The sequence below is a fragment of the Paenibacillus sp. RUD330 genome (assembly GCF_002243345.2).
Taxonomy (GTDB): Bacteria; Bacillota; Bacilli; order Paenibacillales; family Paenibacillaceae; genus Paenibacillus_O.
The window spans coordinates 15,001-28,481 of record NZ_CP022655.2 but is presented as its reverse complement, the minus strand read 5'-3'; the positions used below and the strand labels follow the sequence as shown (position 1 = coordinate 28,481).

At 54.8% G+C, this 13,481-nt stretch carries 14 protein-coding genes and 2 rRNA genes (1 of these 16 running past the window's edge); 2 read left to right on the top strand and 14 right to left on the bottom strand.

From position 1 onward, the window contains the following. Positions 1 to 93: 93 nt before the first annotated feature. Both CIC07_RS00135 and CIC07_RS00130 read right to left on the bottom strand, forming a co-directional pair. Positions 94 to 867, bottom strand: a complete 774-nt coding sequence (locus tag CIC07_RS00135) for a TatD family hydrolase (protein ID WP_076359922.1) — start codon at positions 865 to 867, stop codon at positions 94 to 96. Positions 868 to 892: 25 nt separating this feature from the next. Then, the gene (locus CIC07_RS00130) at positions 893 to 2,197 is read right to left on the bottom strand and encodes an HD domain-containing protein (RefSeq protein ID WP_076359920.1); all 1,305 of its coding nucleotides are present in this window, start codon (positions 2,195 to 2,197) and stop codon (positions 893 to 895) included. Positions 2,198 to 2,458: 261 nt separating this feature from the next. On the opposite strand from CIC07_RS00130, the gene CIC07_RS00125 reads away from it, so the two are divergent. After that, positions 2,459 to 2,713: an AbrB/MazE/SpoVT family DNA-binding domain-containing protein gene (locus tag CIC07_RS00125; RefSeq protein ID WP_048746960.1), complete on the top strand. Its 255-nt coding sequence runs from the start codon at positions 2,459 to 2,461 to the stop codon at positions 2,711 to 2,713. 204 nt (positions 2,714 to 2,917) lie between these two features. Here CIC07_RS00125 and rsmI read toward each other — a convergent pair whose 3' ends face one another. The 10 genes from rsmI to CIC07_RS00075 form a co-directional block, all read right to left on the bottom strand. Further along, positions 2,918 to 3,790 (bottom strand): 16S rRNA (cytidine(1402)-2'-O)-methyltransferase, encoded by an 873-nt coding sequence (gene rsmI / locus CIC07_RS00120; protein WP_076359918.1) that lies wholly within the window; start codon positions 3,788 to 3,790, stop codon positions 2,918 to 2,920. After that, a complete protein-coding gene (locus tag CIC07_RS00115) occupies positions 3,768 to 4,535 on the bottom strand; it encodes a tRNA1(Val) (adenine(37)-N6)-methyltransferase (RefSeq protein WP_076359916.1) in 768 nt (255 codons plus the stop codon). Before CIC07_RS00115 ends, rsmI begins: the two co-directional genes overlap by 23 nt. A gap of 103 nt (positions 4,536 to 4,638) precedes the next feature. Further along, on the bottom strand, positions 4,639 to 5,040 hold the full coding sequence (locus CIC07_RS00110) for an initiation-control protein YabA (protein ID WP_076359914.1): 402 nt from the start codon (positions 5,038 to 5,040) through the stop codon (positions 4,639 to 4,641). Between the two features lie 45 nt (positions 5,041 to 5,085). Beyond that, the gene (locus CIC07_RS00105) at positions 5,086 to 5,889 is read right to left on the bottom strand and encodes a PSP1 domain-containing protein (protein ID WP_048744909.1); all 804 of its coding nucleotides are present in this window, start codon (positions 5,887 to 5,889) and stop codon (positions 5,086 to 5,088) included. A 4-nt stretch (positions 5,890 to 5,893) separates the two neighbouring features. Continuing rightward, on the bottom strand, positions 5,894 to 6,874 hold the full coding sequence (holB, locus tag CIC07_RS00100) for a DNA polymerase III subunit delta' (protein WP_076359912.1): 981 nt from the start codon (positions 6,872 to 6,874) through the stop codon (positions 5,894 to 5,896). An 18-nt stretch (positions 6,875 to 6,892) separates the two neighbouring features. Beyond that, positions 6,893 to 7,336 carry a YaaR family protein gene (locus tag CIC07_RS00095; protein ID WP_076359910.1) on the bottom strand — a complete coding sequence of 148 codons (444 nt, stop codon included), beginning with the start codon at positions 7,334 to 7,336 and terminating at the stop codon, positions 6,893 to 6,895. 30 nt (positions 7,337 to 7,366) lie between these two features. After that, positions 7,367 to 7,696, bottom strand: coding sequence for a cyclic di-AMP receptor DarA (locus tag CIC07_RS00090; RefSeq protein WP_048745308.1), 330 nt, complete (start codon positions 7,694 to 7,696; stop codon positions 7,367 to 7,369). A gap of 61 nt (positions 7,697 to 7,757) precedes the next feature. Continuing rightward, positions 7,758 to 8,387 carry a dTMP kinase gene (gene tmk, locus CIC07_RS00085; RefSeq protein WP_083688727.1) on the bottom strand — a complete coding sequence of 210 codons (630 nt, stop codon included), beginning with the start codon at positions 8,385 to 8,387 and terminating at the stop codon, positions 7,758 to 7,760. Positions 8,388 to 8,576: 189 nt separating this feature from the next. Next, a complete protein-coding gene (locus tag CIC07_RS00080; RefSeq protein ID WP_076359906.1) occupies positions 8,577 to 10,094 on the bottom strand; it encodes an aminotransferase class I/II-fold pyridoxal phosphate-dependent enzyme in 1,518 nt (505 codons plus the stop codon). A gap of 87 nt (positions 10,095 to 10,181) precedes the next feature. After that, positions 10,182 to 10,373 (bottom strand): sigma factor G inhibitor Gin, encoded by a 192-nt coding sequence (locus CIC07_RS00075; RefSeq protein WP_021878479.1) that lies wholly within the window; start codon positions 10,371 to 10,373, stop codon positions 10,182 to 10,184. Between the two features lie 198 nt (positions 10,374 to 10,571). Here CIC07_RS00075 and CIC07_RS00070 point away from each other — a divergent pair, with 198 nt between their 5' ends. Beyond that, complete coding sequence (locus tag CIC07_RS00070; protein ID WP_076359904.1) at positions 10,572 to 11,111, top strand: hypothetical protein; 540 nt, start codon at positions 10,572 to 10,574, stop codon at positions 11,109 to 11,111. A gap of 148 nt (positions 11,112 to 11,259) precedes the next feature. Here CIC07_RS00070 and rrf read toward each other — a convergent pair. Together rrf and CIC07_RS00060 are read right to left on the bottom strand one after the other, a co-directional pair. Next, a 5S ribosomal RNA gene (rrf, locus tag CIC07_RS00065) occupies positions 11,260 to 11,376 on the bottom strand. An 88-nt stretch (positions 11,377 to 11,464) separates the two neighbouring features. Beyond that, positions 11,465 to 13,481 (bottom strand): 23S ribosomal RNA (locus CIC07_RS00060); it runs 912 nt beyond the window's last position.

Below are 13,481 nucleotides of genomic sequence, written 5' to 3'. Positions count from 1 at the left end.
TAGAGGAAAATCCGGCCGTTTTGGGCGGTTTGACAGAGCAGAAATATAATTTTTCTCAGCCAAGCACCTTTTTACAAGCTTTTTCGCCCGATTTTAAGAAAGCTGGAAACATTTTCTTGCATTTGCGGATGTGATGGAAACGATCTCATTCACATTTTTACCTTTTATTTCCGCCGCTGTCTCGGCAACCAATGCCACGAATGCGGACTCATTCCGCTTCCCTCGATGAGGATGAGGAGCCAGATAGGGGGAGTCCGTTTCGATCAGCAGACGGTCCAGGGGAACCTGCGCAAGAACCTCTTTCGGCACCCTGGCATTCTTGAAGGTCACCGGCCCGCCGAACGAAATATAGAAGTTCATGTCCAGACATTGCTTGGCGGTTTCCCAACTGCCGGAGAAGCAGTGCATGATGCCTCCGACCTCAGCCGCCTTCTCTTCCCGAAGGATGCGGACGACATCCTCATGGGCATCGCGATTATGAATGACGATCGGCTTGCCCGTACGCTTCGCGATGCGGATCTGTTCGCGGAATACCTGCTGCTGGACATCCTTTGGAGCGGTGTCCCAATAATAGTCCAATCCGATTTCCCCGATAGCGACGACCTTCGGATGCGCCATCAGCGCCTCCACCCGTTCGAGGTCCCCTTCCCTCACATCGGCGCTGTCCGTCGGGTGCCACCCGACAATGGCGTAGATGAACGGATATTTTTCGGCAAGTTCCAGCGTCGTCGGAATCGTCTCGCGGTTGAATCCGACATTGAACATCAGCTCTACCCCCGCGTCGCGGGCGCGCTGGATCACTTCCTCGCGGTCATTGTCGAATTTGGGGGCGTCCAGATGCGTGTGCGTGTCAATCAATCCTGCCATGTTTCGACTCCTTTCGAATTGCGGCCTACAGGCCAAGTCTTTCCCGAATTTCCGGCTCCATGCGATAGCTGAGCAGCGAAGCCGCTTCGGCATCGTAGAAGAGCCGGTATTGGCCGCGGTGCATGCCCGTTATCGACCTCACGACATCGGATTGCGCCGATATTTCCGTCAGCTGCATGGAGCTGTCAAGAAGCAGGATCGGAGGCTTGCCCCGGTTTCCTTCCTCCTGCTTGTCCATTCCCGAACGATACACATGATAGGGAAGATCGTAAGGAAAATCAATTTCCAGCTCGTAATCGCGGTTCATTCCAGCGGCGGCCAGCCGTTCGCAGAACAGCTGGGCGTCTGATTCATGTTCGCGGTCGAAGGTTATATACTTGTACAATTTGCGATTAAGGAATCGGGTGCATAAGGATGCCAGCAGCTTATCCTCCTCTTCGGTCCAAGCGGCAAAAGCCGTTTGGACAAGCGATTCGTCCAGCTTCAAATAAGAAGCCACATCCAGGTCCTGGCTGAACAGCCGCTTGATCGGCTCGGGAATCCAGGAGAAGGCATAGCCCGAACGGCATAATTCCTGGGCCCTCAGAAGAATTTTCCTCAGAACAATCTCCGAGCTGCGAGTAACCGGATGGAAATACACCTGCCAATACATCTGATATCGGCTCATCAGATAATCCTCGACCGCATGCATGCCGCTGTCCTTGACGACAATCCTGCCTTGGTGGGGGCGAAGCACGCGAAGAATCCGGTCCAGATCGAACGTACCGTAATTGACTCCGGTAAAGTAGGCATCCCGCAGCAGGTAATCCATGCGGTCCGCATCCATTTGGCTCGACACCAAATTAATGACGATCGGCTTCTCGTAGGTTTTCCGGATTACGGAGGCTACTTTGCCCGGAAATCCGGGCTCGACGGAACGCAGGAGCCGGTTCACTTCCGTATCTCCTTCTATAATAGAGCAGCTCCATTCCTCATGGTCGAATTCCATGATTTCTTCAATGGAATGGGAGAACGGCCCATGCCCGAGATCATGAAGCAAAGCCGCGCATAGGCTAAGAAGCTTCTCTTCCCTGGGCCAGTCGGGGTACTCGCTGCGTTCGAACTGCGAGATGATGCGCCGTGTCAGCTCATAGACGCCGAGCGAATGGCTGAAACGGCTGTGCTCCGCGCCATGGAAGGTGAGGAATGTGGTGCCAAGCTGGCGGATTCTTCTCAGCCTCTGAAATTCCGGCGTATCGATCAGGTCCCAAATCAGCTGATCCTGAACGTAAATATATTTGTGGACCGGATCCTTGAACACCTTTTCCTCTTCCAGCTTTGTCATCGTCATCCACCTTTCGTTCAAACTTTCGACAAAATAAACATGTTGTTTGTCGAATAGTGTCGTAATAAGATTTCCAATTTTTCTAGTCTTGTAGTAAGATAACTAGAGATTTAATCCCTTTCCTGTTCTAAAACCTTGAATTTATGTGCTAAAACCAGACTTTTTGATGGTTGACTGATTTGGGAATGGTTGGTATTATTAAAATCATAAAAAGTAGTTTTATGTCGAACGTTGACGAAATAAATCAAGAGAGGCTGGTCGCCCATTATGATGAAATCCACCGGTATTGTTCGGAAAGTTGACGAGCTTGGCCGCGTTGTTATTCCAATCGAGCTGCGCCGTACGCTTGGAATCGGCGAGAAAGACGCTCTGGAAATTTATGTAGACGGAGAACGCATCATGCTCAAGAAATACGAGCCGGCATGCATCTTCTGCGGCAACGCAGAGAACGTCGCCTACTTCAAAGGCAAAATCGTCTGCAATTCCTGTCTTTCCGAAATGCCTACCCCTGTGACAAAATAAGCATAATCAGTTATACTTAACTTTAGCAACTTTAACCAAGGTATTTCTAACCTTTTTATACTCCTACCTTGCCTTCCTGAGCTGGCGACAGCCCGGGAAGGTCCTTTTTTATTCCGGGCCGGCCTCTGTGCTTCCTCAGCCTTCCGCTTCATCTAAAGTTCGCTTTTTGCGATTCACTGTCACGAGGCTGGCCGACAAGCCGGCTTATTTGCGCATGAGCTCGTTGTACACATCCCGTTTCTGAAGCCCACGGTCCGCGGCGGTTTTCCGAATGGCTTCCTTTCTCGGCTCCCCTTGCTCTTCGTACTTGGATGCATGCTCTTCCAGGCTGAGTCCTTCCCACCAAGGCGGGCCTTGCTCCGCCGCTTGATCTTCATCCGCTCCCTCGACAACAAGACAGTATTCCCCGAGCGGCTCGTTCTCCTCCAACCATTGTTCGCATTCCGAGACGGTTCCCCGAACGGCTTCTTCATGCTTTTTGGTCAGCTCGCGAATCATCGCCATCCTTCTGTCGCCGAGCACGGCCCGAATTGCCGGCAGCGTTTTCGCCACCCGGTGGGGCGATTCATAGAACAGCAGCGTGCTGTCCAGCCGCTTCAGCCCGAGCAGCCAGTTTTCCAGCGATTTCTTGTCCCGGGGAGGAAAGCCGGCAAACATGAAGCGTTCGGTGGGCAGCCCCGAGATGATGAGCGCGGCAAGCGCAGCATTGGCTCCCGGCACGGGTACGACGGGAATGCCCCGTTCCACGGCATCCTTCACCAGATCGGCTCCGGGATCGGATATGGCGGGCATCCCGGCGTCGCTCACGAGCGCGATGCTGCTTCCTTCCTCCAGAAGCCGGATAAGCTCAGGGCCGCTGGCTGCTTTGTTATGCTCATGATAGCTGACGAGGCGTCCGTCGATCTCGAAGCGGCTGAGCAGCTTGCGGGTCTGCCTCGTATCCTCCGCAGCAATCAGGGAGACTTCCTTCAGGATGCGGATGGCCCGCATCGTGATATCCTCCAGGTTGCCGATCGGCGTTGCGACCAGATATAGCGTGCCGCAGCTATGCTCCTCAAAGCTCTTTTGCCTGTTCATCCGCAGAGCCTCCTTTAGATCCATAGTAAATTTCCATGATTTCCTGACTGTATCGCTCCTTGTCCGCGTACACGATCAGCGGGGACAGCAGCCTCAGCGAAGGCTTGGCATCACGAACGGCTTCAATCAGCACCATATTCGCTTCGGAGCCGGCATGGGGATGTACGAATCGAAGCCGCTTCGGCTCCAGCTTCCAGCGGGTCATCGACGCCAGGATTTCCACGAGACGCCCTGGCCGGTGCACCATCGATACTTTGCCGCCGGTACGGACGAGCCTTGCGCAATTCTCGACAATTTCCTCCAAAGTTCCATGCACTTCATGACGCGCGACCGCATAATGCTCATTGCCGTTCCGGTCTCCCGTCAAAGGAGGCATATAAGGGGGATTGACGGTCACCGCATCGTAGCTTCCCCAGCCGAGCTCTCTTGATTTCTCGCGCAGATCTCCTTCAACGATTCGAATCCGCGTTCCCATTCCGTTGATTTCCACGCTCCGGCGAGCCATATCGGCGAGGCGAGGCTGAATTTCCACAGCATCGATCGAAGCGCGGGTCCTCGTCGTCAGCAGCAGCGGGATGACCCCGTTGCCGGTGCATAGATCGACAATTCGTCCAGAGGGCGGAACTCCGGCAAAATGCGCGAGAAGCACCGCATCCATGGAGAAGCTGAACACTTCCCGGCTCTGGATGATGCGAAGCTCATGTGTAAGCAGATCGTCCAGCCTTTCGCTTGGCTGCAATTCCATATCCAAAATGCTTCCCTTCCCCTTTCCGGCCTCTCCCAAAGGGAGGAGCCCAAAAACCTCTACGACGACAAAGAGGACCCGCTCACGGGTCCCTTGGTCTGCATTATTTATTCAGGAACGACAGGCAGAACAGGCAGTCTCCTTCGGTACGGAGATGACCATAGTACACGTTGCAAATATGGAAGCCTTCATAATAAAGCCTTGCCAGATTATCGTGTCCTTCTCCAACCGCCTGCGGCAGTTCCTCGGTCAAAGCCCCCGAATCGGAAGCCGGCTGCCGCGCAGGAGCCGATGAACCGGAATGCACCGGCTGCATCGCCTTCTCCGTGTGAGGATTGGTTTCCTTCCTCAACACCTTGCGCAGCTGCCTGTTCTCGATCGAGAGCTGTTTGTTCGCCTCCACCAGCTGCTTGACGATTTGTTTGAGCTCGCCCAATTCCTTGTGAAAGCCGCCCATTCTAGTTTCAAGCTCATCCATATGAAGGAAAAGATCTTTATTCTCCAAGAACTCACACCCCAGAGCTTTCATGCATGACGTTCAGGTTCATATTCATTTTACAACTACATCGTCGATCGGCATTTCTTTTGGTCTTCCGCTGATCTCGAACAGCTGGACGTAGACGCTCTTGGAAGCCGCGTTGATGCCGGTAACCCGTCCTTCTCCGAAGGAGGTGACGACGGTCTTGCCGATGGCGGGCATTTCCTCCCGCACGCTTTCGTAGTTATCATGCTCAAATTTCAGGCAGCACATGAGCCTTCCGCATAATCCCGATATTTTTGTCGGGTTCAGCGACAAGCTTTGATCCTTGGCCATCTTGATGGATACGGGATCGAAATCGCCCAACCAGGAAGAGCAGCACAGGACGCGTCCGCAAGGGCCGATGCCTCCGAGCATCTTGGCTTCGTCTCGCACGCCGATCTGTCTAAGCTCGATCCGGGTACGGAATACGCTGGCCAAGTCCTTGACGAGCTCACGGAAGTCGATCCGGCCTTCTGCCGTGAAATAGAATATGATTTTATTGCGGTCAAACGTGAATTCGACATCCACCAGCTTCATCTTGAGCCCGTGCGCGCGGATCTTATCCAGGCAGACCGAGAACGCGTTCTGCGCGGCGCCTCGATTCTCCTCGACGACCTTGGCGTCCTGGTCGCTGGCGATGCGAATGACTTTTTTGAGAGGGAGAACTACATCCGATTCGTCTACCTGCTTCTGTCCGACTACGACTTTGCCGTATTCCACACCCCTGGCGGTTTCCACAATAACGTGATGGTCCGTGCCTACGGGATGCTCGACGGGATCAAAGTAATAGATCTTGCCCGCTTTTTTGAAGCGGACACCGACGACATTATACAAGGATTTAACCCTCCTGTAGACGTACCAGTAATTGCTCTATGGCGAGCTGGGGAGCCACATTGGCCTTGATCTTCCCCGCCGCCTCCATTGCATGCTCCATGCACGAAACCCAGTAAGCGGCCGGCTTCGTGTACGCATGCTGACTAATCCAATCCAACTGATCTATGAAAACCATCTGTTCAGACCTTCCAGCCTGATAATGAATCATGTCTCTGAACCATAACACCAATAAAGACAGTAGCAGCTGCGAGCTCGAACCCAGATCGGCCTTGATCAGCCTCTGCTGGACGGTCACCATGCCCGCAGTGAATCGGGAAGTGCTCTCCTTGCCTAATTGTATCACTACATTTCGGATTTCTGCAAACCCAATCTGTTCTATTACAGCACGGCATCCGTCCAGGCCGGAAGCCAAATGGACGGCTGCGCGGACATGCGGGGGAGGAAATCCTTCCTGCACGAGCTGCTCCAGCATCTCCTTGGGCGAATAGGGCAAAAAAGGGACCGGCTGCGTACGGGAAGCAATAGTGGGCAGCACGGCCCCGGCATGCGTCGCGAGCAGAATCGCCACTGTCGGCGAAACAGGCTCTTCCAGGAATTTCAGCAGGCTGTTGGAGGCGGGCGGAGTCATCGATTCCGCTTTCTCCATGATATACACCTTGCGCAGGGAGGGATCCGCCGTCCGGTAGGACATCTCCCGCTGCAAGTCGTCAATTTGTCCAAGCTTGATGGAATTGCCATCCGGCGAGATCCGGTGCAGATCAGGCTGGTTGCCATGCTCGAACTTGCGGCATTCCAGGCATTCTCCGCAGGCGTCGTCTCCGCCGGCCGTGCAGAACAGAGCCTGGGCGAAGGCCAGAGCCGTCTGCAGCCTGCCCGTGCCTCCCGGCCCATGGAACAGATAGGCATGCGATACCTTGCCGCTCTGTAGGGCATGCCGCAATATTTGCTTGGCCTTTTCCTGGCCGGGGATTTCCGCAAGTCTCATAGCTGTCCTTTCTCCGCTCTAAAATAACAGGTTGACCAGCAGGCCGCGGATGTCTCCGACCCGCTGCAGCAGCTCCATGCGCCCCTGCTCGCTGAGCAGAAGCTCATCGGCCATCGCGAGCAGGCTCTCGTCAATCTCGTCCAGCAGCTTATGCCGCTTGATCCGGCCGCGCCGGTCCATGCTGCGCACATCCTTGATTACGACGCCGCGCCGGACGGTCATCTCCAGGAACTGCTTGACCATCGCCTTGTAGGCTTTCAGCTCGCGCATCGTCATCGAGCGTGAGAGCCGCTCTCCCTGCTGCTGGATATCCTGCAGCTTCTGCTCCAGCTCTTCACGGCTTCGGCTCTGGTCCTGATAGCGCATCGCATCGGCGAATGATTTGGACTGCACCGGTTTGCCCGCCGCGCTGTCCCTTGCGCGATCCTGTCCCAGCGGACGCCAGCCCGGATCGATCTTCATCTTCGCACGCTCCTGTCAGGTAGATCTGAATTAGAAATGTTCAAAACGCTCCACCGGCATGACGAATACGGCGGCGCCGCCAACCTGAACCTCGACCGGGAACGGGATATACGAATCGGTCGTTCCGCCCATAGGCGACACCGGCGTCACGAGCTGGTCGCGGACCTTGCAGTTGGAACGGATGCAGTGCAGCACTTCATGCACTCGCTCATCCTCGATCCCGATCATGAACGTGGTGTTGCCCGCCTTCAGGAATCCTCCGGTGCTCGCCAGCTTGGTGGCACGGAATCCTTCGCGGACAAGGGCGTTCGACAGACGGTTGCTGTCCTTGTCTTGTACAACGGCAATGACTAGCTTCATCCTCATTCCTCCTATTTGTTTAGATATAAAATTGGACAAAACAGGCGTGAATTCCTGCTTGTCACATCGATAAAGCGGCCATCGCGTCGATTAATACCGATTCCGGAGATCGTTCCGCGTCGATGCGGACGATCCGCTGCGGGTGCAGCTCCAAAAGCTTCAGATATCCGGCGCGCACCCTGGCATGAAAGGACTCGCGTTCCAGATCGAGACGGTTGATTTCCCTGTCTCCCGCCTCGGCGATCCGCCTCAGGCCGATCTCGACCGGCAAATCCAGAAACAGCGTCATATCCGGCATCCAGCCTTCGATCGCGAACCGGTTGATCTCTTCAATGGCGCTCATTCCAAGGCCGCGCGCATACCCCTGGTAAGCGAGGCTGCTGTCGATGTAGCGGTCGCAGATGACGGTCTTCCCCGCCTCCAGCGCCGGAATGACCTTCTCTGTCAGATGCTGCCTTCTAGCGGCTGCATACAGGAGCGCTTCCGTCCGGCTGTCCATTCCGGTGTGCGTCCGGTCCAGAATGACTTCCCGGATCTTCTCGGCAATAGGGATGCCTCCGGGCTCCCTCGTCGTCAGGACTGCATATCCTTGCTTCTCCAAGCCGGCGGCAAGGGATTGGATCAGCGTCGTCTTGCCCGCGCCTTCCCCGCCTTCTATCGTAATAAACCTTCCTCGCTCCACTTGTAACATGCTCCCTGCTCGGTTTTTACCTATCATACCATGACCGGCGCCGCTTACCTATCGGAATGCTTTTAGAGCCGACTTTTCTCCAGCGTACGATGACAGCGGGGCGAATCGAATGCTGCCGCTCATTTCCGGACCTGAAAAAGGGAAAAGCAAGGCATTCACCCTTTCGTCCCCAACACCAAACAGACCGGCTCACTCCGAGGAAGGAAGACGCACTGCGATGCAGCCCCGGTCCTCTTCGCTCATTCCTTGGAATCTGGCTCCCGCCTCCAGCAGCTTCTGTATATGAGCCGCCGTTTCAGGCGTTATCCGCTCACCCTCGTAAACAAGCGGAATTCCCGGCGGGTACGGAACGATCCTCTCTGCGGCAAGCCGCCCTGCCGAATCCTTGACCATCACCTTTTCTTCTCGCTCCGGGTTCCTCTTGCTGCGCTTGAGCAGCACCGGCAGCGAGACAACCTCCGCGCGGCTTGTTTCCGGTTGCAGCAGCGGAGAGAACGCGCGCCTGCTGTCGGCCGGATCGGCCAATCCATGGACGGAGGCAATTTCCTCGAGAGCGGCAAGAAGCGCATCGGCATCTTTTTCCTCGCTCCTGGCTCCAACGACAAGAACGATATAACGGGCATCCGCCATCTCCGGCCAGCAGCCGCGCATCTCGAGCTCCTTCTGCAGCCTGAATCCGCTTAGACAGCCGCTGGCGTCCTCTAAGACGATTCGGAGAGGATCCAGCCGATGCTCCTCCCCTAGCAGCTCCAGCAACCGGAAGGGATGGCGCGCATGTTGATCCGATGCCCAATCCCGGATTCGCTTCGCGGTCTGCAATCCAGGTTCAAACCATTTCTCGCCATAGCTGCCGACTTGGGCGCGGGCCGCGTCCAGCGAGGCCAAGATCGGGAACGACGGCGAAGAGCTCTGAATCATCGTCAGCGCCTGCTTGACGCTTGAACGATCCAGCCTCTCTCCTTGCATATGAAGCATCGCTCCCATCGTAAGGGCAGAGAGGGTCTTGTGCGTGGATTGGACCACTCCGTCAGCTCCTGCCTGGAGAGCTGATCCGGGGAAAGAGGGGTGCAGCCCGTAATGGGCTCCGTGGGCTTCATCCACCAGCAGCACCGCACCGGCCTCATGAATATAGTCCGCATAAGGGCGAAGGTCGGCCGACAAGCCGTAATAGTTCGGATTCGTCAGCAACACCGCTTTGGCCTCCGGATAGAGGGCGAGCCCATCTTGAATCGTCCGCAAGGAGGGAACCAATCCGATTCCGGTTTGCTTATCCATTTCTGGAGTCAGGAATACCGCTCTAGCCCCGCTTAACTGAAGGCCGTTCAGAACCGATTTGTGGACATTGCGCTGGACGAGGACCAGATCACCCGGAAGACAGGTGCCGATGATCAGAGCCATATTTCCAGACGTGCTTCCGCCGACCAGGAAGGAAGTTTCCTCAGCCCCGAAGCATTCTGCCGCGAGCAGCTGAGCCTCCAGGATCGCCCCGCTCGGATCATGGAGATCATCCGTGCTTGCCAGCTCGGTCACATCTATTTCCATGACCATGTCCAGCCATTGCGCGTTTCCGGAGCTCTGAGCCCCGACATGAACAAGAACGTCTTTGTTGCGGTCTCCTCCTTTGTGGCCTGGCACATGGAAGGAGACCGGATTGCCGGCTATATGGGAGTTCAACATCGTGAGCAGCGGAGTCGTCGTTTGATTCATTAAAAGCTTTCCTTTCGCTTGCATTCATTTCTTCCATTGTAATAGAAAAAGGGGCAAAAAAAAGCTTTCTTCCCGCAGGAAGAAAGCTCAGACATTCTTATGCACCCATATTTGCTTCATCTGATGGACATAAAAGGGGTATTTCTCGTCCTTTACATCCGTCTGAACCATTTCATTCTCGCAACTGCCGCAAATGAATTCCGATACGATATGAAGTCCCTGGTCCTGGGGCTTGAATTGGCCGCATACGATGCATTCACACAAAGCGCCCTCATGCATAGTCCATCCGCCTTTCTTTCAAGTACAATGATATTATCAGGATGCCCTGAAATCTATTAATCCATACCTGTAAAATTCGTATAAACGTCTTCCTACACCATATTCAGCCTGGGTCTGTCGGTGCCTATCCCAATTAAACTGAACCGAGTCCTCGGCTCGACCGATAGTAAAGAAGAGTCCCTAATGAGGAGGAGCACCATGTTTCAGCCTTTGTCCGAGCAAAAGGAAGCTACGATTTATCAATACCGGCTTGTCCGCAAGCTTTATTTTTCACCTGCGCTCGTCCGTTATCATTGGGCTGTCGGGCTGCTTCTGGCGGCAGCCTTGCTTGTCCTGTCTCCGATCGGCAGTATGGCCTGCTTGGCTGCAGGGATGCTGTTCATACCCCTTCTTCATTTCGCTCTGATCCGGTTGATCGGCTTGCGCAGCCATCATGAGTTCAGGTCTCGAAAATGGAACTGGAGATTTGTTTTTCCCCTCGTCGGCTATCTTCCCGAGCTCCCTGTCGAGCTGGCCGCCTTCACCCGTCTGCAGATTCATCTGCTCTGGACAGGACTGTGCTGCATCATGCTATTCTATCCCTGGCTGCAGCCGGAAACCCTGTCTTCCCTGCTGCTTGTCCATTTCTGGCTGCTTGCGCCTCACCTGACAGCCGTGTTCTTCCTCCTGAAAGAAAGAAGGGATGGCGTCGTCAAGCTTCCCTTGGAAGAGCCCTATTACTTGTATTATCACCGATAAGCGTCGGAAAAAGAATCTCTTTTTATTACCCGCACATTCTCATGCCAAACACTAATCTCCCGTTCAAGGGGGATTAGTGTCGCTTTATGCCATTTGAAATCAAAAAAAGCCTGATCGGCGATTGCTCGCGGATCAGGCTTCACTCTGTGCTTGGCGACGTCCTACTCTCCCAGGACCCTGCGGTCCAAGTACCATCGGCGCTGGAAGGCTTAACGGTCGTGTTCGGGATGGGTACGCGTGGTTCCCTTCCGCCATCGCCACCAAACGTTACGCGTGTTCAAGACGTGGCTTGCACCTTGAAAACTGGATCGAACCAATAGGATGGATGCTGAGTCCATTTGCTTTTCTTACCATAGGATAAGCCCTCGACCGATTAGTATTCGTCAGCTGCACGCATTGCTGCGCTTCCACCCCGAACCTATCAACCTGGTCGTCTACCAGGGGTCTTACATACTGGGAAATCTCATCTTGAGGGGGGCTTCGCGCTTAGATGCTTTCAGCGCTTATCCCGTCCGTACGTAGCTACCCAGCGGTGCTCCTGGCGGAACAACTGGTACACCAGCGGTACGTCCATCCCGGTCCTCTCGTACTAAGGACAGCTCCTCTCAAATTTCCTGCGCCCACGACAGATAGGGACCGAACTGTCTCACGACGTTCTGAACCCAGCTCGCGTACCGCTTTAATGGGCGAACAGCCCAACCCTTGGGACCTACTTCAGCCCCAGGATGCGATGAGCCGACATCGAGGTGCCAAACCTCCCCGTCGATGTGGACTCTTGGGGGAGATAAGCCTGTTATCCCCAGGGTAGCTTTTATCCGTTGAGCGATGGCCCTTCCATTCGGTACCACCGGATCACTAAGCCCGACTTTCGTCCCTGCTCGACTTGTAGGTCTCGCAGTCAAGCTCCCTTATGCCTTTGCACGCTGCGAATGATTTCCAACCATTCTGAGGGAACCTTTGGGCGCCTCCGTTACATTTTAGGAGGCGACCGCCCCAGTCAAACTGCCCGCCTGACACGGTCCCTGTACCGGTTTCACGGTACCAGGTTAGAACTCCGATACGATCAGGGTGGTATCCCAACGGTGCCTCCACCGAAGCTGGCGCTCCGGCTTCTAAGGCTCCCACCTATCCTGTACAGATCGTACCAAAGTCCAATATCAAGCTGCAGTAAAGCTCCATGGGGTCTTTCCGTCTTGTCGCGGGTAACCTGCATCTTCACAGGTATTAAAATTTCACCGGATCTCTCGTTGAGACAGCGCCCAAGTCGTTACGCCATTCGTGCGGGTCAGAATTTACCTGACAAGGAATTTCGCTACCTTAGGACCGTTATAGTTACGGCCGCCGTTTACTGGGGCTTCGGTTCACAGCTTCGGGTTGCCCCTAACCGCTCCCCTTAACCTTCCAGCACCGGGCAGGCGTCAGCCCGTATACTTCGCCTTACGGCTTCGCACAGACCTGTGTTTTTGCTAAACAGTCGCTTGGGCCTTTTCACTGCGGCCCCCTCGGGCTATTCACCCTACCGAGGCACCCCTTCTCCCGAAGTTACGGGGTCATGTTGCCGAGTTCCTTAACGAGAGTTACTCCGCGCGCCTTAGCATGCTCTGCTCGCCTACCTGTGTCGGTTTGCGGTACGGGCACCTTCGCCTGGCTAGAAGCTTTTCTTGGCAGCTGGAGATCATGACCTTCGGTACTAAAATTTCCCTCCCCATCACAGCCCAGCCTTACGGTTTGCGGATTTGCCAACAAACCAGCCTCACTGCTTGGACGGACACATCCATCGGTCCGCGTCACTACCCTTCTGCGTCACTCCATTGCTCGTAACGGCTTACGGTGGTACAGGAATATCAACCTGTTGTCCTTCGACTACGCCTTTCGGCCTCGCCTTAGGTCCCGACTTACCCTGAGCGGACGAACCTTCCTCAGGAACCCTTAGGCTTACGGCGGATCAGATTCTCACTGATCTTTTCGTTACTCATACCGGCATTCTCACTTGTGTACTGTCCACCAGTCCTTGCGGTCTGACTTCAACCTATACACAACGCTCCCCTACCCAAGTACTCTAAAGTACATGCCATAGCTTCGGTGGTGTGTTTAGCCCCGTTACATTTTCGGCGCAGAGTCACTCGACCAGTGAGCTATTACGCACTCTTTAAATGGTGGCTGCTTCTAAGCCAACATCCTGGTTGTCTGGGCAACTCCACATCCTTTCCCACTTAACACACACTTGGGGACCTTAGCTGATGATCTGGGCTGTTTCCCTCTTGACGATGGATCTTAGCACTCACCGTCTGACTCCCGGTTATACATGACTGGCATTCGGAGTTTGACTGGACTTGGTAACCCTTGGCGGGCCCCGCACCCAATCAGTGC

Bases quoted from the DNA above. Each gene is read 5' to 3' on its own strand.
- CIC07_RS00135 (WP_076359922.1), bottom strand. From the start codon at position 867: ATGGCAGGATTGATTGACACGCACACGCATCTGGACGCCCCCAAATTC.
- CIC07_RS00130 (WP_076359920.1), bottom strand. From the start codon at position 2,197: ATGACGATGACAAAGCTGGAAGAGGAAAAGGTGTTCAAGGATCCGGTC.
- CIC07_RS00125 (WP_048746960.1), top strand. From the start codon at position 2,459: ATGATGAAATCCACCGGTATTGTTCGGAAAGTTGACGAGCTTGGCCGC.
- rsmI (WP_076359918.1), bottom strand. From the start codon at position 3,790: ATGAACAGGCAAAAGAGCTTTGAGGAGCATAGCTGCGGCACGCTATAT.
- CIC07_RS00115 (WP_076359916.1), bottom strand. From the start codon at position 4,535: ATGGAATTGCAGCCAAGCGAAAGGCTGGACGATCTGCTTACACATGAG.
- holB (WP_076359912.1), bottom strand. From the start codon at position 6,874: ATGAGACTTGCGGAAATCCCCGGCCAGGAAAAGGCCAAGCAAATATTG.
- CIC07_RS00095 (WP_076359910.1), bottom strand. From the start codon at position 7,336: ATGAAGATCGATCCGGGCTGGCGTCCGCTGGGACAGGATCGCGCAAGG.
- CIC07_RS00090 (WP_048745308.1), bottom strand. From the start codon at position 7,696: ATGAAGCTAGTCATTGCCGTTGTACAAGACAAGGACAGCAACCGTCTG.
- tmk (WP_083688727.1), bottom strand. From the start codon at position 8,387: ATGTTACAAGTGGAGCGAGGAAGGTTTATTACGATAGAAGGCGGGGAA.
- CIC07_RS00080 (WP_076359906.1), bottom strand. From the start codon at position 10,094: ATGAATCAAACGACGACTCCGCTGCTCACGATGTTGAACTCCCATATA.
- CIC07_RS00075 (WP_021878479.1), bottom strand. From the start codon at position 10,373: ATGCATGAGGGCGCTTTGTGTGAATGCATCGTATGCGGCCAATTCAAG.
- CIC07_RS00070 (WP_076359904.1), top strand. From the start codon at position 10,572: ATGTTTCAGCCTTTGTCCGAGCAAAAGGAAGCTACGATTTATCAATAC.